The 22728-nt window shown below is 63.4% G+C and carries 13 protein-coding genes and 1 pseudogene; 3 read left to right on the forward strand and 11 right to left on the reverse strand.

Features of this window, described 5'->3' with window-relative positions; translation table 11 throughout:
- Position 1 precedes the first annotated feature (1 nt).
- From G3N95_RS17990 to G3N95_RS18005, 4 genes are all read right to left on the reverse strand, one after another.
- Entirely contained in the window at positions 2 to 4501 is a 4500-nt protein-coding gene (locus G3N95_RS17990; protein WP_205971433.1) for a DEAD/DEAH box helicase, read from the reverse strand.
- Positions 4502 to 4648: 147 nt separating this feature from the next.
- A complete protein-coding gene (locus G3N95_RS17995) occupies positions 4649 to 5992 on the reverse strand; it encodes an ATP-binding protein (protein ID WP_205971434.1) in 1344 nt (447 codons plus the stop codon).
- A gap of 202 nt (positions 5993 to 6194) precedes the next feature.
- On the reverse strand, positions 6195 to 6563 hold the full coding sequence (locus G3N95_RS18000; protein WP_241018670.1) for a hypothetical protein: 369 nt from the start codon (positions 6561 to 6563) through the stop codon (positions 6195 to 6197).
- A 119-nt stretch (positions 6564 to 6682) separates the two neighbouring features.
- Entirely contained in the window at positions 6683 to 7429 is a 747-nt protein-coding gene (locus G3N95_RS18005) for a hypothetical protein (RefSeq protein WP_205971481.1), read from the reverse strand.
- Positions 7430 to 7815: 386 nt separating this feature from the next.
- On the opposite strand from G3N95_RS18005, the gene G3N95_RS18010 reads away from it, so the two are divergent.
- Positions 7816 to 8112, forward strand: coding sequence for a DUF4148 domain-containing protein (locus G3N95_RS18010; RefSeq protein WP_205971436.1), 297 nt, complete (start codon positions 7816 to 7818; stop codon positions 8110 to 8112).
- 232 nt (positions 8113 to 8344) lie between these two features.
- Complete coding sequence (locus tag G3N95_RS18015; RefSeq protein ID WP_241018672.1) at positions 8345 to 9847, forward strand: diguanylate cyclase; 1503 nt, start codon at positions 8345 to 8347, stop codon at positions 9845 to 9847.
- A gap of 48 nt (positions 9848 to 9895) precedes the next feature.
- Here the strand turns inward: G3N95_RS18015 and G3N95_RS18020 are convergent.
- Positions 9896 to 10270 (reverse strand): annotated as a pseudogene (locus G3N95_RS18020) (hypothetical protein).
- A 445-nt stretch (positions 10271 to 10715) separates the two neighbouring features.
- On the opposite strand from G3N95_RS18020, the gene G3N95_RS18025 reads away from it, so the two are divergent.
- Entirely contained in the window at positions 10716 to 11762 is a 1047-nt protein-coding gene (locus tag G3N95_RS18025; RefSeq protein ID WP_205971437.1) for an aldo/keto reductase, read from the forward strand.
- Between the two features lie 728 nt (positions 11763 to 12490).
- On the opposite strand, the gene pelG is transcribed toward G3N95_RS18025, so the two are convergent.
- From pelG to G3N95_RS18055, 6 genes are all read right to left on the reverse strand, one after another.
- Positions 12491 to 13861, reverse strand: coding sequence for an exopolysaccharide Pel transporter PelG (gene pelG, locus G3N95_RS18030; protein ID WP_205971438.1), 1371 nt, complete (start codon positions 13859 to 13861; stop codon positions 12491 to 12493).
- A 16-nt stretch (positions 13862 to 13877) separates the two neighbouring features.
- The gene (pelF, locus tag G3N95_RS18035) at positions 13878 to 15461 is read right to left on the reverse strand and encodes a GT4 family glycosyltransferase PelF (protein WP_205971439.1); all 1584 of its coding nucleotides are present in this window, start codon (positions 15459 to 15461) and stop codon (positions 13878 to 13880) included.
- A gap of 10 nt (positions 15462 to 15471) precedes the next feature.
- Positions 15472 to 16641: a sugar ABC transporter permease gene (locus G3N95_RS18040; protein WP_205971440.1), complete on the reverse strand. Its 1170-nt coding sequence runs from the start codon at positions 16639 to 16641 to the stop codon at positions 15472 to 15474.
- Entirely contained in the window at positions 16628 to 18106 is a 1479-nt protein-coding gene (locus G3N95_RS18045) for a PelD GGDEF domain-containing protein (protein ID WP_205971441.1), read from the reverse strand. The genes G3N95_RS18040 and G3N95_RS18045 overlap by 14 nt, the downstream gene beginning before the upstream one ends.
- 97 nt (positions 18107 to 18203) lie before the next feature.
- Entirely contained in the window at positions 18204 to 18755 is a 552-nt protein-coding gene (locus G3N95_RS18050) for a penicillin-binding protein activator LpoB (protein ID WP_205971442.1), read from the reverse strand.
- Positions 18756 to 18780: 25 nt separating this feature from the next.
- Complete coding sequence (locus G3N95_RS18055) at positions 18781 to 22701, reverse strand: tetratricopeptide repeat protein (RefSeq protein ID WP_205971443.1); 3921 nt, start codon at positions 22699 to 22701, stop codon at positions 18781 to 18783.
- Between the last annotated feature and the right edge of the window lie 27 nt (positions 22702 to 22728).

The following is a 22728-nucleotide window of genomic DNA, read 5'->3' on the forward strand; positions in this document are numbered from 1 at the left end:
GCTAGTAGCGCCGCGCGAGACGCATGCGCATCAGCTGCTTGGTTTCGCCGTCGGCGTCGTCTGGAAGATTGAATTCACCGGCGACGAGCGACGCAACGGGCACGCCGTCGCGATACAGCACGCGATTGCCCGCGACAGCGGGCACCTTGTCGCCCGGCAGCAGCGTACCGACGAGATTCAGCGGATCGGTGCCCGCGACGCATACAAAAGCACCATCGTTCGCATGCCGGCGCACTTCGCGCAGCAGCGGTATCGCTTCGGGCAGCGCGAACTGCTCGCCCGCGAGGCCGTTGACGAAGCGGCCGCCGCGCACCTGGCCGCGCGCTTCGAGCCGCTGGTACACACGCAGCAGATCGCGCCATGGCGGCAGCCATTCGGCTTCGCGTTCGAGCAGCCGCCAGAACACCACGCCATAACGCCGCAATAGCGTCATCGCGACATGCTCGATCACTTCCGGCTCATGCGACGTTGAACGGTGCGAAGACGACTGCGCTTTGTCCTCCAGCGCCGCAGCGGCAACAGGGGACGGGCGCCGCAACAGCGCCCAGCGTCCCGCATCGTCCATTCCGCCGATCAGCGCGCCCGCGCCACGCGGACGCCGGCTCGGAAAGTACGATGCGTTGCGCTTCGCGACGGGTTTCAGCAGCGCGCGCAAGCCCGCGAAGCTGTCCGAATTGACGAGCCCCGCCGCGACCAGTTCGCCGAGCGCGTTTTCCAGTTCGACGCGCAGCAGATGCACGTCGCCCGAAAGCTCATCGAAGAACATCGCGCCGTGCTGCGTCAACGTGTCGAACACCATCTGCGCTTTCGGCGACAACTCCGGCTGCTTCGACGTATCGAGCAGCGCGGTCCACACGGGCAGCGCGCGGCGCGGCAACAGCACGATGGGTGTGCTGCGCACCGGACCGCTCGCGCCGCGCGCACGGTCCGTGAGCCGCATCCACACGATCTTGCCCGAGCGGCACAGATCGTCGAGCGACGTGATCGAATAGTCCTTCAGCCTTGCGGGCAGCAGGTCCTCTTCCCACGCGCTCGCCGCCGTCTGAAAACCTTCCAGCTGATCGAGCACGGCGGCGAGCGCGTCGCGTCCTTCGCCGCGCATGTCGGGCGTGAGACGCTGCCACGCGAACAGGAAGCGCATGAAGTCGTGCCGCTCGACGGGCTCGATCTCGCGTCGCAAACGCCGCACCGTATAGCGATGAATGCGCGCGAGCAGATGCCGCTCGCACCATTCTTCTTCGATCGCGCCGGGTGTGAAGCGGCCGCGCATCACGTAGCCTTCCGCTTCGAGGCGCGTGAGCGCCTGCGCCACGGCCGAAGCGGGCAGCGCAAGCGCACGTGCGATGGACGGCAGCGGCAGCGGGCCGAAGCCCGTGAGCCGCGCGCGAACCACGTCGACGAGTGCGTCGTCTTCCGTCCAGGCTTCGTCGAAACCTTTGGGCGTGCGGATTGCCGGTTCGATGTCGGCATGCGGATAGATCGCGCGCAGACACATGAGGCGCTCGGCGGGCAACCACACGGCGTCGTGCTGCGCGACCTGCATACGCGTCGCGTGACCTGTTTTCGCCAGATCGGCGAGCCATGCGGACCAGCCTTCGTTGCGTTGCGCCTCGCTTTCGGCGATGCACGCGAGTCCCGTCAGCGCTTCGTGCATCTCGTCGGTGTTGCGCACTTGCGGCCATGCTTCTTCGCGAACGCTCGCGATCGCATCGGCATCGAGCGCGCCGAGATCGTCGGCGGAATCGGGGCCCGTCGTATAGCGGCGATTCAGCACGGCTTGCGTGCGGCGCTCTTCGAGGGGGGCATCGTCGAGAAAGGCGTATGGCTTGGCCGTCAGTATTTCGGCGGCGAGCGGCGACGGCGCGGGCAGATCGCGCGACACCAGCTTGATCGCGCCGCTCTCGATTCGCCTCAGCAGCGCGAGCCAGGCTTCCGTGTCCATCGCTTCGTGCAGACAGTCGTCGAGCGTCTGATCGACGAGGGGATGACGCGGCAATTCGCGTTCGCCGACGATGTTTTCGAGGCACGCCGCCTGATCGGGAAACACGGTGGCGAGCAGATCGTCGCTGCGCATGCGCTGCAACGGCGGCGGCGTTTTGCGGCCGCCCGTGTAGCGCGGCAGCGCGAGCGCTGTCGTCGCGTTCCAGCGCCAGCGCACGCCGAACAGCGGCGCGTCGAGCAGCGCCTGGACCAGCACGTGCTCGGCCGTCGCCGACCGCAGATAGCGCCACACTTCATCGAGCGCGAAGCTGTGCGCACCTGTGAGCGACAGCACGATCGCATCTTCCGTCGCGGCCGCCTGCAACTCGAAGTTGAACGTGCGGCAGAAACGCTTGCGCAGCGCAAGTCCCCACGCGCGGTTCACGCGGCTGCCGTATGGCGTGTGGATCACGAGCTGCGTGCCACCCGATTCGTCGAAGAAGCGCTCCATCACGAGCGTGTCTTGCGTCGGGAGCGCACCGAGCGCCTGGCGTGCGCGCGCCAGATACTCGACGATCTGCCGCGCGGCCGGTTCGGGCACCTGCGTGTGCGCGGCGAGCCACGCGATGGCAGGTTCGAGATCGAGCGTGGCCGTTGTTTCGCGGTCAGCGAGCGTCGCGACGCCTTCGTGCCGAGCGGCGAGCACATCGGCATGTGCACTGACGGGCACGGCGACTGCCGCGTTCGGAATGCGCCGCTCGATTTCCGCACGCAGCCGCGCGACGCCCGCCGACAGTTCGTCGCTGCGTCCGGGCGCTTCGCCGAGCCAGAACGGAATATTCGGCGGCTGGCCCTGCGCATCCTCGACGCGCACGCGGCCGCTTTCGACCCGCATGATCCGGTACGACGCGTTGCCGAGCTGGAACACGTCGCCCGCGAGACTTTCGACCGCGAAGTCTTCGTTGACCGTGCCGATGTTGAGCCCTTGCGGTTCGAGAATGACCGCGTAATCGGCGTTCTCGGGGATGGTACCGCCCGACGTGACGGCATAGAGCTGCGCGCCGCGCCGCCCGCGCAGCGTGCCGTTGACGGCGTCGCGATGCACGTACGCGGCGCGCGGACCGTGACGGCTCGTGTAGCCCTCGGCGAGCATGCGCAGCACGGCATCGTACTGCTCGCGTTCAAGCGTGGCGTAAGGCGACGCGCGGCGGAACAGATCGAACAGCGCGTCCTCGCCCCATTCGGCATTGCAGACTTCGGCGACGATCTGTTGCGCGAGCACGTCGAGCGGCGCGCGCGGAATATGCAGCAGATCGAGTTCGCCGCGCCGCACGCAGTCGAGCAGCGCCGCGCATTCGATCAGATCGTCGCGTGAAGCGGGAAAGAGACGCCCCTTCGGCATGCCGCCCACATGGTGACCCGAGCGGCCGACGCGCTGCAGAAACGGCGCGATCGCGCGCGGCGAGCCCATCTGGCAGACGAGGTCGACGTCGCCGATATCGATGCCCAGTTCCAGCGATGCCGTTGCGATCAGCACGCGCAATTCGCCGCGCTTCAGACGCTGCTCGGCGTCGAAGCGATGTTCCTTCGCGAGACTGCCGTGATGCGCGGCAACGGCTTCCTTGCCGAGGCGCTCGGTGAGATGCCGTGCGACGCGTTCGGCCATGCGCCGTGTGTTGACGAACACGAGTGTCGTGCGATGCTGCGCGACGAGTTCGGCGAGCCGGTTGTAGACGAGTTCCCACGCTTCGTTCGACATCACCGCTTCGAGCGGCACGGGTGGCATTTCCAGTGCGAGATCGCGCTCGCGCACATGACCGACGTCGACGATCGCGCAGTCGGCGGGTGCATCGCCGTCCGGACTCGTGCCGCCGACGAGGAAACGCGCGACGGCTTCGATCGGCTTTTGCGTCGCCGACAGGCCGATGCGCGGCAGGCGCCGCCCGCACAGCGCGTCGAGCCGTTCGAGCGACAGCGCGAGATGACTGCCGCGCTTGCCGCCCGCCATCGCGTGGATTTCATCGACGATCACCGTGCGCACCGTCGACAGCATCTTGCGACCCGACGCTGAACCCAGCAGCACGTAGAGCGATTCGGGCGTCGTGACGAGAATGTGCGGCGCGCGCTTTTTCAGCGCGGCGCGCTCCTGCTGCGTCGTGTCGCCCGTACGCACGGCGGTGCGGATCTCGGGCACGGACAGTCCGTGTCCGGCGAGTTCTTTCGCGATGCCTTCTAGCGGTGTTTGCAGATTGATGCGGATATCGTTCGACAGCGCCTTCAATGGCGACACGTAGACCACGAGCGTTTCGTCGGGCAGGGCGCCGCCGTGCGCGAGCCCGTCGCGCACGAGTTCGTCGAGCGCGGCGAGAAAGGCCGTCAACGTCTTGCCCGAGCCCGTCGGCGCGGCGACGAGCGTGTGCCGGCCGCCGCGGATCAGCGGCCACGCGGCGGCTTGCGCGTCCGTCGGCGCAGCAAAGGTCTTCCTGAACCAGCCCGCGACGGCGGGATGGAACGCGTCCAGAGCATCGGCTGAAGAGTGAGGAGAGGTCATCACGCTATACATGAGGGCGCGGCGCCGCATATCCAGTGCGCGGTCCGTTCGTGCCAGTAGAAACGATAGACCCGCTCAGTCTTGTTACTCAACAGGAAAGTCGGAAATCGAAAAGCTGTAGGCAGTATATTGCCCGGAATGAATTGCCGTTGAGTTTCGCCACCTCACGCCACGACACTACACATTTACCGAGGGGCGCAAGCCGGAAAGCGTGACGCGCAAACCGGGGCGATCCGCGTTGTTCCGCATGTCGAGTTCGGCGTGGTGACGCTGTGCGATTTTGAGCACGATCGCCAGCCCGAGTCCGCTGCCCTGTTCCTTGGTGCCCGCGCTGCGATAAAAGCGATCGAACACGCGGCTTCGTTCTTCATCGGGGATGCCCGGTCCGCTGTCCGATACCGCAATGCTGATCGCGTCGCCGTCCCGCCGCAGAATCACATCCACCTTGCCGCCTTGCGGTGTATAGCGGATTGCATTGTCGATCAGATTGTTCAGCAATATTTCGATCCCGGCAGGTTCCACGTCGGCTTTGAATGTCTCGTCGAGCTGCGCGGCGGGACTGCATTCCAGGCCGAGATCGATCTGTTTTGCCTCCGCGAGCAGTGAAATGTCCGCTACGACACGCTCGCACAACCTGCGCAGGCCGACCGGTTGGACTCTCGCACCCATTTGCGCTTCTTCGCGGGCAAGCGTCAGCAACTGATGGACAAGATGGATGAGCCGGTTCAACCGGCCTTCGATACGCTGGAAGGTTTGTTTGTTTCCAACCAGCGACCCGTCGCGCTCACCGGACTGCAACTGGAGCTTCAATGCGGTCAGCGGCGAGCGCAATTCGTGTGCCGCATCGGCAACGAAGGTGCGTTGCGTTTGCGATGCGACGTCGAGTCGATGGAGCAGATCATTCAGCGCGTCGACGAGTGGTTTGATTTCGACCGGCGTACCCGAGGCGAGGCGCAAAGGTTCGAGCGAGTCGAAGGATCGTTGCGTCAATGCACGAGAGATATCGGCGAGCGGTGCAAGTCCTCGCCCGACGACGAACAGCACGATAGCGATAATGATCGGAATGAACAGCGCCAGCGGCGCCAGGGTGCGCAAACCCATCCGTAGCGCCAGATCTTCGCGCACGGAGATCGGTTGCGCGATCTGTATGAAGCGATTGCCGCGTTGAATGCCGTACACGCGCCAGTGATATTCGTCGCGTTCGATGGTGCGCAGGCCGGCAGGGAAGCGAGGCAGATCGATTCCTCCAAGCGATTTGTAGACGCTTCCTCCTGCTTGCCCCCAAACCTCGATGAAAAGTCGGTCTTCGGATAGCCCTTCGAAATCAGGTTTGCTTTGCAGGACCGTTTCCGTCGATCGGATATTGGCGGGCAGCGATTCGGCCACCGTGCGGAGTTCATAGTCGAACAGCTCGCCGGCTTCCTCGCGTGCCGTGTGGAAAATGCCATAGCCCGCGGTCAATGCCGAGACTGCAAGCGCGGCAATCAACCAACCGAGCAGCCAGCGCCGAATCGATGTCATACGCATTGCCCGAGGCGGTATTCGTGGCCGCGTGATGTGGCTGCGACAGGCGCACCGCTCATCGCGTGATCTTCCAGCAACAACAGTCGCATAGTGCTACTTCTCCTGATCACAGGATTGTCGCGATCGGTTGCTTATCGGCGGCTTAAGAACAAAACGCCATGTCGACGATTCGGCCAGGATGAACGGGAAATGCCTTCGCTCAGATCTTTCCGCTCATACGGTCCATCAGTGCAAGCAGGTCGGAGAGCGTTTGCTTGCACTTCGCCTGGTTCGGCGAACTCTCGCGAAGCGCTTCGAGTGCGCCGTCGATCGACTTGTCCAGCTTGTGCCAGTCCGCAGCCGCCCGTGGCTTCAATGCGGGCTCGGCATCGTCCCAGGATGTTTCGAGGTCTTTGATCCGCTTCTTCGCGCCCGCGAGGTCGTTGCTGTCGACCAGCTTCGACGTGTCGGCAACGATGACGCGAAACTTCGACAGATCTCCAAGCTTCGAGGCTTCTGTCGCTGCATTTGCGTATGAGATGGGCGATAGCTGGACAACCCATTGGGGCGCGTGTGCGGATGGATTCATCGCGGCGACGGCTGCGGCCGTTGCGATAAAAAGTCCCGAACTGACGATGGCTCGTTTCATTGTTCAATCTCCACTGGATCGACGAAGGTAAATGGGCAAAGAAGGGCGTTTGCGTGTGGTCACGTGGTGCTGGCTTTGACGTGTCGCGTTCTCGCCGCTGTGTGCACGATGACGAGAATGACGATGACTGAGAGAAACACGACGCTGGTCACGATCGTGCCCATGCCCGCACCGCCATACTCTCTGGATTGAGAGAGCAGATCGCCGAGTGAGGCGCCAAAGGGACGGGTCAGAATGTAGGCAAGCCAGAATGTCAGGACGCGATTCGCACCGAGATAGGCGGCTACGCCCATCGTGACAAGAAGGAATCCGAATACGAGTACACCGAGCCCGAAGCCGAGTCCGAGCGCTTCGGTTGCCAGATCGCCGGCTGCAGTGCCGAGCGCGAAAGTAACCAGAATGGCCACCCAATAAAACAGCTCGCGCCGGCGGGTGACGATCGTGTGAATCGAAAGGGTCTTTTCGTTGCGGTACCACATCGCGAAGATGAAACAGAGCAGCGCCGCGAATACGCCAGTACTGATGTAAAGGCTCACCCCGAGCACATCGCTGAGCACGTCAGTCAGTTGTGTGCCGACGATGCTCACCAGAACGACTGTCAGCCAATATATCCACGGAACGTAGGCCCGCTTGTTCAATTGCGCGATGAGCGCGGCGGCGAGCATCGTAAGTGTGATGGCTATCGTTAATGCGGCACCCAGGCCGGCATGGACGGCGAGGTAGTCGGCTCCCGTCTCGCCGACGGTGGTGGACAGGATCTTGATCGTCCAGAACGCAACCGTGACCTCCGGTACCTTGTTTTGCATCGCTGAGCTGTTTTCGCGCGACATTTTTCTTGCACCCATTTTTTCACGTTAAGCGATTCGACACGCTGCTAAAGCATGTCCGGTTTTCAGGGTGCACTATGAGGGCGCGTAGCTTATCGAATGCTTAGGGAAGAATGGAATCCAGCGATTCACTAAATAACAAAATCGTAATCGGAAAGCCATCGCCGGGTTATCGGGCATGACGACAATCTGGTCATCACGCACGTCGTTAGCAACCGGAGTGCTTTCGACGTGGATGCAATGGCGAGCATATAAGGAATTGCTAAGTTACCCGGAATTATTCTGAATTTGCAGCAGCACTGTTTCGACGTCTAGCAAAGCAGTGCGGTGCTGGTCGGATTATTTGCTCATCAAAGGAGAGCCTGATGAAAACTTCACTCATCATTTCACTGATCGCCGTCGCGCTCGCGACGCCTATGATTTCTTACGCGAAGGTCGATTCGAACGGATTGACGCGCGATGAAGTCAATGCACAGGTCGTGCAAGCGGAGAAGGACGGTACGCTGCATCAGTCGAAGGTGCATTACCCGGAATACGCTTCGCGTGCTTCGGAAGCAGGGCCACGATCGACGGGCGAGTACGGTGCGCCGCCCCTGAATTTTTCGCAATCGGGATCGCGAGACAGGAGTGGCAACGTCAACACGCTGTTCGAGCATCACTGATGAAATAGCTGGTGCGGGTGGGCGTTTTTCCGCGTCCGCAAGCAGTTGCCGTGCTCTGGAGCGAGGCCCCGGAACGCTGCTGGGATCGTGCGCGCGGGTCTGGCCCTCGGGGGAGGGCGAGCGTGTGGTATGTTGCTGGTCGGTAACGTCCTGACAAATCGAGGATGACGACGCGGTGAGCACTGCCGGCAGCAATGATTTTCATGGAAGACGCGCATTCCGGGGCACGCGGCTGGACCTGACTGGCCCGCGCGCGCTTTTCTGCGCGGGGTTGTTGGTCGTGCTCAGCATGCTGGGCATCTGTGGTGTGATCCTGTTCCAGGCCAGAGTCGACGCGTTGAATCGCGCGCGCGAGACGTCGCATAACCTTGCGCTGCTGGCGGAGCGCGACATTGAGCGCAATTTCGAACTCTACGACCTGTCGATGCAGGCCGTGGTCGAGGGCCTGCGTGACCCGGAGGTGCGCGGCTCTTCCGCGCATCTGCAACGCCTCGCGCTGTTCGACCGTGCGGCGACAGCCCGCTACCTGACGGCGATGCTCGTGATCGACGCGAGCGGGCAGATCATTCTCGATGCTGCCAACGATACACCCCGTTCGGGCAACTTCTCGGACCGGCCCTACTTCATCGTGCAGCGGGATAATCCCAATGTGGGGCTCTACGTCAGCGATCCGTACGTCTCCAGACTGCGCAACGGTGCATTGAGCATTGCGTTGAGCCGCCGCATCTCGAACCCGGACGGTTCGTTCGCGGGCATTGTCGTGATTGCTGTCGACCTGGACTATTTCCGCACGCTGCTTGGCGGACTGTCGCTTGGCCCGCACGGCGCGATTTCCCTGATCGGAAGCAACGGCACGATGTTCATGCGTCAACCGTACGATCCAAAGATCGTCGGTCGAGACATCCGCCAGGCGAGCACGTTCAGGCAGTTCCGCACCGCCCCCGAGGGCAGCTTCTCCGAAACCTCGTCAATCGACGGCGTACGACGTCTTTACGTGTTCAAGAATTTCCCGAATCTGCCGCTGATCGTCATGGTGGCCGAGGCCGAACGGGACTTCTATGCGGCATGGCGGGCGCGGGCGATCCGGATCGGATCCGTCATGCTGCTCTTCGGTGCCGCGTTCGTCGTGCTTTCGGTCTGTCTCGGCGTACAGCAGCGAAACCGTATGCGTGTCGAGGCCGAGCTTCAGATGTTGGCCCGTACCGATGGCCTCACCGGGCTGCACAACCGCCGTACGCTCATGGAGACGCTCGAACATGAATGGCGTCGGGCGCGTCGTAACCACGGGCCACTCTCGCTGCTATTCATCGATATCGACAGCTTCAAGGCCTATAACGACACCTATGGTCATCAGGCGGGAGACGACACGCTCGCCGCGGTCGCACGGTGCATCAGCGGCTGCATCCGCCGGCCCGGCGATAGCGCCGCGCGCTATGGCGGCGAGGAATTCGTCGTCGTGTTGCCGGATACGGACAAGTCCGGCGCGGCGATGATGGCGGAGAAGATACGTCGGCAGATCAGCGATCTGTGCATCGATCACTCCGCGAGCCGCCACGATGGGCGTTTGACCGCAAGCGTTGGTACCGCCAGCCTGTGCCCCGGCCAGGAGGACGACGTCGACGCGTTGGTGCGCGCCGCGGATCGTGCTCTGTATAGCGCGAAGCACACGGGCCGAAATCGGGTAGTGGCCGCCGGCGACCTCTTACGGCCTCGAACGGCTGTCCAGGGGACGTGATCCGGAGCGCTTTGTGCGCGTTTTTGTGCGAGTAAGCGCGGCCGCCGTTCAGAACGGCCACCCGCGATTTTCTCTGTTGAAGGTTTCGCTCGTGGCCGGATGTGCCTGGCGCCCTGCGTGCCACATCTGCAGGAAGATGCGTGCGCCCTTCGCGTGCACGGCATCGACCACGCGTTTCCAGCCCTTCACCTGCGTTTGCGTGTAGATGCCGGGCGCGTCCACATACGCGATGCCCAGCGGCGCGACGGCCGTTGCATCGGTAATCGGAAGGCCGCCTTCGGAGGCGCGCTACGAATAGTAGTCGACCATCAGGTCGGCGGGGACATTGCCTTCTGCGGCACGCATCCGCGTAAGCGGCGCAAGCACGACACGGTGACTGAGTTCGAGAGAGCCGACATGAGTACGGCTGAAGAGCTTGTTCATTCGATAGTCCTTAGGTCAGCGTTGACGATGAGCGAATGATCGTCGCCGCAGCGGCGTGGCAGAAGTCGCCCTCCGGCGATAGCTGTCATTCCTTGCAGGCATGCCGTTCGTAGCGATCGGGCCACCGTGCCTGCACGGAACGACGGCTATGCGCGGCGCGCGTCTGCGGTGGGCGCTCTGCAGAAATGGCGATTGCGATAACGCAACTACCGGTCTGCAAATTCTCTGCGCGTCACGGCAGCATGCACGGCGGTACCTGTTATGCCTGCGTTCTGTTCGATGCAATCAGACCGTCGCGCGCAGGCTAATCCGGTTTGGCGGGATCTGCACGCTGCGGCGCACGATATGGCGATCGATGCGATGGCAGCGTATCAGCAGCATGTGCGGTCATTGAGTATGCTGGTGGACCCAGCACCGCTTTATCACCAACGTGGAGTCTCGAACCATGCGATACAACCAGCTTGGCCGCACTGGCGTCTTCGTGTCGGAACTGTGCCTCGGCACGATGACATTCGGCGGCACGGGCGGCATCTGGCAGCAGATCGGCGACTTGCAGCAGAACGACGCCGAACGCCTGATTGGCCGCGCGATCGACGCGGGCATCAATTTCATCGATACGGCCGACGTGTATTCATCGGGCGTCTCCGAGCAGATCACGGGGCAGGCGCTGAAGAATCTGAAGGTGCCGCGCGATTCCGTGGTCGTGGCGACGAAGGTATTCGGTCAGACGGGCGAGCACGCGAATGCGCGTGGCGCGTCGCGTTACCACATCATGGACGGGATCAAGGCGAGCCTGCAGCGTTTGCAGCTGGATCACGTCGATCTTTATCAGATCCACGGCTTCGATCCTGCGACGCCGATCGAGGAGACGCTGCGTGCGCTCGATACGCTCGTACAGCATGGTCACGTTCGCTATATCGGTGTATCGAACTGGGCGGCGTGGCAAATCGTGAAGGCTTTGGGTATCTCGGAGCGGCTCGGGCTTGCGCGCTTCGACACGTTGCAGGCGTATTACACGATCGCTGGGCGCGATCTGGAGCGCGAGCTTGTACCGATGCTGCAAAGTGAAGGGCTTGGATTGATGGTGTGGAGCCCGTTGGCGGGCGGTTTGCTGAGCGGCAAGTATGGGCGTGAGCAGCAGGGCGAGGCGGGTAGTCGCCGCACGACGTTCGATTTTCCGCCCGTGAATCGGGATCGGGCTTTTGATTGCGTCGATGCGATGCGTGGTATTGGCGACGCCAAGGGGGTGTCTGTCGCGCAGATCGCGCTTGCGTGGTTGTTGCATCAGCGGTCCGTGATGAGTGTGATTGTCGGCGCTAAGCGCGTCGAGCAGCTTGATGACAATATTGCTGCCACGGGTGTTTCTTTAAGTGCGGAGGAGCTTGCCAGGCTCGATGAGGTTAGCCGGTTGCCGGCTGAGTATCCTGGTTGGATGTTGGAGCGGCAGGGAGAGCCGCGGAGGGAGCAGGTTGTCGCTGCGCGGCGTGGTTAGAGCTGGGGTTGTGTGCGTGCTTTAACGCTGGCATCCGCGATTTCACGTCTTGGTTCATGCGTTGCCCCTGTGCGGGGCGGCACCTACTTTTCTTTGCAGCGGCAAAGAAAAGTAGGCAAAAGAAAGCCGCTCACACCGCCAGCCCGTGTGATTGCCCAGGAGCCCCAACGTCCCCGTCCTTTGCGCGGTAACGTGCTATTTTCCGCGCATTGCCAGCGCTCTCAGATTCGCATCACCCGCTTCACACTGCCGCGTCACGGATTGCGTTGCCAGGAATCCCACGGCCGCCCAGGTGGCAAACTGTGTGTAGGCCGTCGCGATGGAAGTGCACCACTCCAGACGGAAAAGCGGGATCGGTGTCGTAGGATCGCTAACGCGTATGGTGCGACAAGCTACACACAGTTTGCCACCTGGGCGGCGCAAACGGATTGCTGCCGCTGGCTGCGCTACAGGTGACTGGAGTGGGTGATACGCCGGTTCAGGGCGCTGGCAACGGGCGCAAAACAAAGTGTTGCCGTGTGGAGTGCGGGACCCGTTGGGGGCCCGCAGGCAAAAACAAGGGCTGGCGGTGTGAGCCCGCTTTCTTTGCTTACTTTCTTTGCGGCGGCAAAGAAAGTAAGTGCCGCCCCGCACAGGGGCAACGCGTGAAGTACGAAAGCAAAACGCGGATGCCAGCGAAAAAAAGGCGCTCGCCAGCACAAAAAACCCCGTTCCGACCAAGGCCCACGTCATTGCAACATAAAAGTCTCATACTCCAAAGAATCAAGCTTCCGATCGAGCAGATAAAGGCTGGCGAGCACAACAAGAAGGAGGGAGCCGGCAAACCCATACCCATAAAAAGCAGGATTCAAAGACAAAGTAACGGACGTAAGCACAACGTTGGAAACCACAAACAACCCAACGAGAAACAGCACGATCTTCCGCTTGTCGAGATAGAAAAACACATTGATGGTGCCCATGAACACGACTTGCATGCTGGCGGCGATCACATCGATATAAAGCAAGGGCAGATACAGCGTAGAAATCTGCAGCCATTGCAGCAGGATAGTGCCGGCGGCAAACAGCATCATCGCTGCGATCGCCTGCACCTTCATGATTTCCCAGATGCCATTGCGCAAAGCCTCGACCATCGCATTCCGCATACGCTCGATATGCTGCAACGACGCCCCTTCGCGCACAGCATCATAAAACGCGTCGTAGTACTCGACGAAGTCAGTCTCGATCCGCATCAGAAACACAGCCATGCCCGGAATAATCGCGAGATACGCAAGAAACACCGGAATGTCGTAAATGATCGACGCGCGCAACGGACCGATCACCGGTTGCCCCGTACCGGGTGAATACCAGAACATGAACTTGTCGGCCCAGATGCCGAGGTTGTACAGAAACCCCACCAGCATCAAGGAAGGATAGCGATACTCCTTGCGGAACATCTCGAACGAAATGAAATGATCGCTCTGATAATCGCGGTAGATCAGCGCGAGCAGACCCATCAGCAGCACCGTCTGTCCGATCACGAAGCCCGACAGCAAGCCCGTCAGTCCGAATGTGTTCAAGGCGAGCGCCGCACCCGTCGTCATCGCATAACCGATGAAGAACACGACGATGATCGACATGTACTGCTTCATCCCCGACAGAAAGATCGTCGCGATCCAGATGTTGCCCATCACGACAAAGCCCGCGAGCATCAGCAACCGGTACGCAGTCGTTTGCTGCGGAAACAGGAACACCACGGCACAACCGCCGAGCAGTGTCGATACAACCGTGACGATGAACATCACCGCATGAAAATTGGGCAGCACCAGGTCGCGCCGCTTCTCGAACAGACGGTCGGACGTGAAGCGCGTGTACGCAAGTTGCAGCGGTCCCGTCAGCACCAGCGACAGCGAAATCAGATACGTGACCGAAACCTGAAACTGCGTAATGAGCCCCGTCGGCAGCACGAACGGAATGCTGAGCACCCCGATCAGCAGAATGCCGACGATCGACAACACCCACGGTCCCGCGCCGATCAGACCCGCGTACGTGTAAGCCTGCATCAGCCCCAGCAGCGTATTGCGCCGGAGCATCTTGCGCAGTTCGAATCCAATGCCCGCCATAGTCGTGCGCTCCCGTTCAGTGAGGGATCTGCATCAGATCGGCTGCCGATGCAGGCGGATCCGCGAGATCCGCTTGTGCCGTGAGCCGTGCATACAGATCGCGATACGAGCCGACCATCTGTTCCTGCGTATAGAAGCGCTCGACGCGCGCAATGCCCGCCTGCTGCGCGGCGCGCCAGTTGTCCTCGTCGAGCAGGTCGAGCACCGCTTCGGCAAGCGCGCGCGGATCGGCGATCTGCACCACGCGGCCTGCCGCCCCGAGCGCCGCGTCGTCGCCATCGAGCCCGTAGATCAGCTGCCGGCATGAGCCCACGTCCGTCGTGACGGACGGCACGCCCGCGGCAAAACCTTCGAGCACGACGAGCGGCAGGGCCTCCGAGATCGAACTGAGCACGAGCACGCCGCATTTCGGCAGCAACTCGTCGATCTTCTGGAAACCGAGAAACTTCACCTTGTCCTGCAAGCCAAGGCTCTCGACGAGTGCATGGCATTCGGCCGCATACGAAGGGTCCTCGTTCTCCGGGCCCGCGATCCATGCTTCCGCTTCGGGCATACGCCGCACCACGGTCAGCATCGCGCGAATGAAGGTCTTGATGTCCTTGATCGGCACCACGCGGCCGATCAGGCACAGCGTCTTCGGCACGTCACGCGCGCGCTGCGCACGCAGCGGCGCAAGCTTCGGCAGATTCACGCCGTTCGGAATGTTGGCTGTTTTATCCTCGGGCGCGCCGTCGAGAATCTGCCGCAGGCGATTGCCCTCATAGAGCGCAATGATGTCTTCCGCCGCGTCGTAGCACACATGACCGAGCGTCTCGAAGAAGCGCACCCACAGGTCGCGGAAATAACCGATCTGCGACACGTCGCGCTCGAAGATGCTGCGGTTGTCGCGAATCCATTCGCTCTGGAACAGATCGATCTTGCGTTCCTTCGTGTAGATGCCGTGCTCCGACACCAGCAGCGGACGCGCATGGCGATAGCGCGCGAGCGCGCCGAGAAAGCCCGCATAACCCGTCGACACCGTATGAAACATCTTTACGCGCGGCAGGCTCTCGGCGATCTTCGCGAGCTGCCACAGCGGCTTGTGCATGATGCGCACGGTCCAGAAATAATCGACGAACGAAGGGTCCGTGCAGAACTGCCGGTACTGGTCGGTCAGATAATGCCAGGCTTCCTTCGAATAGAGAAACGCGTCTTCGCCCAATGCGCCGCCGGGGCGCAAGTCCTTCAGCATGTCCTTCAACATGCGGCCCGCCGCGTGACGCATCGCGGGATTGCGCAGCGCGTCGTGCAGATGCGCGGAGCGCATGAACGCGGACGCATCGCCGCGCTGCTTCTGCACCAGCGGCGGCGGTGCGAAATCGTACAGATAGTGATTCTCCAGATGCACCACGTTGTCGGGCAACGCGTACTGCATCTTCGGATAGTCCTGCGGGCGACTGCCCAAAAAGCACAGCGCGAACGAGTACTCGGGAAACGCGCGGATGATCTGGTTGACCCAGCTCGACACGCCGCCGCTCACATAGGGGAACGTGCCTTCCAGCAGCAGGGCGATATCGGCGGAATCCGCGTGCGGCAGCGAGGGCGTATTCGATAAAGACATGAGGGCGGTCTCAGATAGTGCGGGGCCGCGCGGCGCCCGGGCCGCGCGGCTTCCAGAATTCGAGCACGGCGGACAAGGTCGGTGTCGTCGCGCGGCTGTCAATTTCGCCGAGCAGCGCGCGCACGCGCGCAAAATCGCGGCGCAGGTAAGCCGTTTCGGCGAGCCACGGCAGCATGCGGTCGCGTGGAAAGCCGCAATCGATCGCACGCTGCAGCATCGCTTCCGCGCCGTCGAGATCGAGCCTCGCGATGGCAAGACGTCCGCGCAGACGCCACAGCGCCGCGTCGTTCGGATCGTGTTCGAGCGCGGCGGCCGCGAAGCCGTCGGCCTGATCGGCGGCATTGCGATACACGTCGCCCGTCACGAGATTTTCGTAGATCAGCTCGCTATATAGCTGCGCAAGCGTCCTGTTCGCATGCGCGCGCTCGGCGTCGCTCAGGTCCGGATGCAGCTTGCGATCGAGCTTCGGACGCTCCACGAGTATCTGCTGCGTGAGCACTTTCTCGCGATTGTCGAGAATGCCGTACGCGAGCAGCCGGATATCGTCGAGGGGATCGGCGAGCATGCCTTGCAGCAGCGGCGACACGGTGCGCGCGGGCATCGACTGCATCGCGAGCAGCGCGGTCATGCGAAACGACGTGCCCGCTTCGGCGTTCTGCAACTCCGCTTTCAGGCGTGCCCCGCGTCCATACGACACGGTGCCGATCAGATTCGCCGCGAACTCGGGTTCCTCGACGGGCACGATGGGCAGTTGCGCGCGCGGACGCGGCAACGCAGCGGCAATCGCGAGCGCACCGATCGAGCAGAGTATTCCGCCGATGGGCACCGCGAAGTTCAGGAACCACAGCGACACCAGCAGCCCCGCGCGCGGCAGCCGGTAACGCGCGGGCATCATCGTCGCGAGGCCGAGCGCCGTGGCGAACGCGGCGGCGGCTTGCAGCAGCAGGCACAGCAACACGGTCTGAGTGTTCAGATTCGCGGCGTTGCGCAGTGTCGCAAGGTCCGCATTCACGAGGCCGCCGAGCCATTCCGCGGATGTGTCGGGTGCGCTGCGTATCGCAAGCATGAAGACCGCGAATTGCAGCGCCAGCCCGAGCAAAACGAGCAGCACGCCGGCGAACGTGAGACGCGCGCCTTGCGGCCTCGTGCGATCGACCGTGACGCCGTCAGAAGCGGACATCGCAGCGCTCCAGCAAGCGCCGCAACTCGGCGATGGGTTCATCGGCGGGCACGGCCATCGAATGCACGGCGACGCGCGCGGCTTCGAAATCGACGCCATGCTGCGCGCGCAGATTCTCTTCGATACGCAGCAGATAGCCGTCGACGGCGCTCTCGCCCGACAGCGGCATCAGCGTAAGCACCACGCGGCTCCGTTCGTCGCGCAGCGGCCATTGCACGTCGAGCGCGCGCCGCGTGCGCAGCACGTGTTCGAACAGTGTGTTGCCGCGCTCGTCGTTATGGAACACCAGCGCGACGATCGACGACTGCACCTGCGTATCGCGTTTCAGATGCACGAGCCGCGCATAGTCGAGCGCGAACGTATGCGGGCAAGTCGGAAACGCGGCGAGCGTGTCGCGCGTGACGACGGCATGCTGTACGCCGTCCGCATAGAAGTTGCACAGCACCAGCAGGAACTGCAGGTTGTCGCGCGTGAGCGCGAGGAACGGCATGCGTTCGACGGCGAGCACGCCGACGGGATGCTTCTGCGCGTCGATCAGCGGCACGACGGCGACATAGCGGCTGATCGACGCGTCCAGATTCGTCTTCGATTCGACATGCACCAGCGTGCGCGTATCGAGTGCTTCGCGCACGAGGGGATCGTCGGCTTCGAACGCGGACGGACCGCCGATCGATGCCGCCGCCGCCGTCGACGGTTTGCCGCCGCGCCACGCATGCACGCTCGCGCTTTCGAGCTGACATGCCTGTGCGGCCGCTTCGAGAAACGGTTGCGCGCCGCGCAGATCGACGATGCCGTGCTGCGCATCGGTCGGCTCCTGATTCAGGATCACCGTGCGCAACCGTGCGAGCGAATCGCGCAACGTCGCGGGACGCCCGAGCAGATCCTGTTCGAGCCGTTCGTGCGAGATGCGCAGCATGAACTGGTTGCGTGTGAGGATGGACAGCCGTTCGGCGAGATAGTCGTTTGCGATGCGGCCCTGGCGAAGCCGCGTGATCCAGATGTCGCCGAATTGTCCGCACAGCATCGTGATGACGAAGCCGCCCAGGAAGAAGCTGACGGGGAAGAGCCGTGTCGTGGGCGGCGCGATCAACGCATGTGCGAGCGAAACGGGCGCGGACGCGCCGCCGTATTCCGGATACAGCGCATACCACGACGCGAGCAGGATCAGCCCAGAGAACACGCCCGCGATCGTTCCGTAACGCAGCGCGATCACGAGCGGCATGATCCAGATCCAGCCGAAGCCAGTTTTGATCAGCAGCGGGTCGTCGTGATCGAATGCCCAGCACAGGACGACGGCGAGGAGCGTCGCGACGATCGTTTCCAGCGCGGCGATGGCGCGGCGATGCGCGGAGCCGCGCGGCGGCGCGATCACGCGCGCCCACCAGGAGCCCGCGCCGACGCTTTGCGCCTGGCGGCGTCGATGCCGCGCGCGCGGTGCGGAGTGTTCGTTGGCCTGCGTGTTCATGGCGTTCGTCCTGGGACTCGGACCGTGGTGTCGATGATAGTCGCCCGCAGCAACGGGTGCTTCAACGCGTAAATCGGCGCGTAAACCAATGCGTGCCTCAGCGCGCGAGCGGCGACAGCAGGTCGCGCTCCAGCTTCTGCGCGACGCCAGACACGGCATCGCGACTCCAGCCCGTGCGGCTGCCCGTGCCCGTCCACACGATCTTGCCCGTCTGCACGTCGATCATGTCGAACGTGAGGCCGACGGCCGGCTCGCCGTCCACGCCGACCTTGTAGCGCCATTCGTTGACAGCGCCCGTCAGCGCATAGCGTGCATTCTGCTGGCGCGCCCAGTTCAGCGCGTTCTGTTGCGCATCGGGCTTCGCGGCGTCGAACAGCGTTTCGTCGTCGGCACTCGCGGGGTAGCGCGACAGATTCGTGTAGCCGTATGACGCGAGCAAGCTCTGCGCGATCGATGCCGCGCGCTGGCCCGCCTGCGGCGTTTCCGTGTTGTTCGCGATGGGCAGAATCGCGACGCTGTCGTTCTTCGCCATCGCGGGCGGCGCGCTGCGGTCGACGACGGCGCAGCCCGAGAGCGTGAGCGCCGCCAGCGCAATAGCGGACATCACTGCCGCCGTCGCGCGCGCGCGAATATTCCTGCTGTGATCCATGTCGTTCTCCTTCAGGACACTTCGATTAATACAGATAGCGATACCGCACGCCGACTTCCTTCACCGACGTCGAATGATTCGACGAGACGCCCTGATACGCGCCGTAAATCAGCATCTGGTCGTGGCCGAACACACTGCCCGCGACGCCGAGTTCGGCCTGTCCCGACCAGCCCGCGCGCGAATCGCGTATCGGACCGCCTGCGAACATCGGCCGCCATCCCTTCGAATACTGTTCGGGCAGATCGTCGCCGAACGAGAACAGCAGGCCGCCTTGCGTGAAAGTCTGCGGCATGAACGAGGCCGCCGTGAACGGCGTGTTGTCCGGCAGCAGCACGCGCAGGCGCTCGCCCGGCGTGCCCGTCGCGTTGTACTGGCCGTGCGCGAACACGGCGCGGATCGTGTAGTCGGGGTAATCGGCCTTGATCTTGTAGCCGAGGTTCGCTTCGACGAGACCGCCGTTGCCGAGGTACGAGCGGTCCTGGTCATGAAAGCGCGCATATTCGTAGCGCGCCCCGCCGAACCAGTGCGGATCGAGCCGGTAGTTGAAGCCGAGTGTCGCGAGGTCCTTGGTGCCGCCGACCGTCAGTTGCGTCGATTCCGTCGCGGCCTGGTTGTAGCCGAACGCGTAGGTCAGCGTGAGGCGCTGCGTGACGTTGTACGTGCCTTCGATGCGCGCCGTCGTGAAGTCGTCGAGCGCATTGCGGCGGCCGAGCGTCACGTGCTCTTCGTCGTATTGCCCCTTGTGGCCGTAGATGGCCTCGGCGAGCCGGTCGTGTTTTGGTGCGTACGCGAGCTGAGAACCGTCCACGTTCTGATCGCGCTGCTGATAGCGGAACTGCAGGTTTTGCGAAGGCGTGAGGCGCACGCTGCCCGTCGCCGATTCTTCCGTGAAGCGCAGCGACCCCTGATCGACGTAACGGAACGCGCCCGCCAGCGCCTGCGCATTGCTGAGCAGTTGCTCGCGCGCCATCGCCTGCATCACTTCGTCGTCAGGCTCGCGGGTGAGCGATTCGAACGCGCTGGTTTGCGCAGCCGATGTGCGGCCCGTGAGCGCCTGCGCATCGACGCGGTTCTGCCTCGGCACCAGATCGGGCAGCGTGTCGAGCAGGCGCGCCAGTTCGTTGACGTCGCCGTCGTTGATCGCGAGTTGCGCCTCGGCGTAGATGGGGCGCTGGCTATCGTCGATGTACTGCTTGTCGAGCCATGCGCGCTCCATGTCGGACGCGTCTTCGTTTTGCGCCCATGAAATAGCCGCTTCGCGCGCGATCGACGAGTAGAGCCGCTGGCGCTTGCGAATCTCGTCCTGCTTCGCGGGCGGCAACTGGCCGATGTCGCCGAGTTCCGACGTGGCCGGCTCGTCGCTGCCCGTGCCGCTGCGGTCCGCGCGCAGCATGTCGACCAGCACCGCGCGCGAGCGGTCGCCGTTGGTATAGAGCTGCGTGAGCGCGACGTAACGGCCGCGCAGATCGTCCTGTTCGGCGGGAGACAGCGGCGTTGCGTGAGACGGATCGCGCCGGCGCCGCGCCAGTTCGAGCCACACTTGCTTGCGCACGCGCCAGGCTTCGTCGACGCGGCCGCTCAGTTCCAGGGCGTCCGCGAACGTGAGGCGCCACAGCGGGCTTTGCTGCGCTTGCGCGGCCTGCTTGTGCAGATAGTGCAGCGCCTTGCGTCCATCGCCGATACGCAGCCACGCTGCGCCATACGCGGCCCAGAGTTGCGGATCGGTTTCGGCATCGCCGGCATGGCGGCGCAGCGCGGCGAGCAGGGCGGCCTCGGTGCCGCGCTCGTTCAATACCCAGATATAGGCCGCGCGTGCTTCCGGGTTGTTCGGATCGAGCGTGGCCGCGCGTTCGATGTCGCGCAGCGCGGCATCGTTCGCACCCGTCTGCCGTTCGTATTCCGCGCGCGCGAGCAGGAACGCCGGCGATCGTTCGGCGGCCTGCAACTGCTCCGGCGTGAGCGATGCGAGCAGCGTGCCGATGCGCCCCCATGCATGCGCGCGCTGATAGCCGTACAGCGCTTCCGACAGCATGCGCGGCGGGCCGCCGTGACGATACGCGTATTCCGCGAGACGGCCCGCATCGAGCGGCGAATCGTTGAAGAAGTTCGTCATCGTCTCGTAGTCTTGCGGGTCGGCCTTGCCGCCCGCGATCAGCTGCCGATAGCCGAGCCGTGCATCGCGCGCATTCTGGTTCGAATCGGCGAGCAGCGCATAGAAGCGCCAGAAGTCGTCGTTCGACGCGGGCGCGGCGCGCTTCGCTTCGTTCATCGCGGCGAGTGCCGCGTCGAACTGCGTGCGCGTATAGAGCATCGTGCCGATCTTCAATCCGTACGCGGCGTTCGGGCCGTAGTTGCGTTCGAGTTCGCGCCACGTGCGCAGCGCGAGATCGTCATCGCCCTTGCGCTCGGCCACTTGCGCATAACGTTCCATCGCCTCGCGGCGCAACGGACCTTGAAAGCGCGACTGCAAGAAGCGCAGCGCCGAGTCGGGATCGGCGATGCGCTCGTACGAGAACACGACGGCATCGAGCAGCTTCAGATTGCCCGGCTGTTGATCGGCCTGGTGCAGCGTGACGGCGAGCATCGCTGCGTTGTCGTTGAGGCCGGGTGCAAGACGCGCGACTTTTTTCCAGTCGTCGTCGGTGCCGCGCATCCTGGCAATGGCCACATAATTGGCCAGCGCGATGTCCTGACGGCGATTCCATTCGGCGACCTGCGCGAGACGTCCGCGCCATTCGATCGATTGCGGGTCGCGGTCGACCGCCGCTTGTGCGATGCGCTGCGCGTTCGCCACATCGCCGTTCGCGAGGAACACGCGATACGCGAGTTCGTAGTCGGCGGCGGTCGCGTCGCTGGTGGGCGCGGACGGTTCCGCTGCGGCGATGCGTACGAGGTGCACACCCTGCGTGTCCTCGTCCGAAGCGTTGCTCAGCGCACGGCGCAATGCCGCGCCGCGTGAACCGTGCGGCCGATACCACGCAGCACGCAGCCAAACGCCATGCGTGGCGCGACGTTCGATGACATCCGTGTCGCGCGTGCGCTTCGGTTCGTAAGCCGCACGTTGCGCCAAGACCAGTTCACGGTCCAGCGCCGACATCTTCATCAGCCGCTTCACGTACTTTGCCGCGAGATCGGGACGGCCCGCCGCCAGCGCGAGATTGGCGAGGAAGCGCAAGGTGTCGGGATCGTCCGCGAGATCGCCGATATGCTGGTCGGCTGCCTGCATCGTCGCCGCCATGTCGTTGCCCGATTGCAGCGCGCGCAGACCGGCGATGAAGGCGGCGCGCTTCTCGTCGCGCGTGGTCGCTTGCGCCTGCGCGGCGAACCATGCATCGGCGGCCGCGCGATGCTGCTGATTGCCGAGCTGCGTTTGCGCGAGCGCAGCGAGCCACTCGCGTGCGTGCGCCGGGTCGGACTTCGCGAGCACGGTGTAATAGCGCGCGGCAAGATCGTTGTCGCTCAGGCCGCGTGCCTGTTGCGCGAGCATTTTCAGTTGCTCGTTGTCCCATTGGTAGTCGAGCGCCTCGTGCAGCAGCGCATCGAGTTCGCGAAGGCGGGCAGGGCGCGTCGGATCATTGGGCTTGAGGGCATAGAGCCGCTGCTGCGCAATCGACACGCGAATCGCCATCGCACGCTGCCGCGCGTTCGCATCGTTGGAGTGCGAAAGGCGTTCGAGAACGTGAGTCGCATCCGAAATGCGCTGGCCCTTCAGGTATTCGCGCGTCAATTCGGAGAGCACGTCGGCGTTGTTGGGATCGACGCGCAGCCACGCTTCGAGATAGGCGATCGTGAGACTGTCCACCTTCGCGCCCGCGAGCAGCCGCGATTCGATCTTCTCGCGCGGAAAGGCGAGCGCGAGCATCACGCCGACCAGCAGGCCGAGCACGAGAATCACAGCGGGCGAGAAGAGCCGCTGGCGGTCAGGTGTCGCAGGCGACGTCGACATGCAGTTGACGGTAGTCGTTGGCGGTGC

It is taken from the genome of Paraburkholderia sp. Tr-20389, assembly GCF_017104565.1.
Lineage (GTDB): Bacteria > Pseudomonadota > Gammaproteobacteria > Burkholderiales > Burkholderiaceae > Paraburkholderia.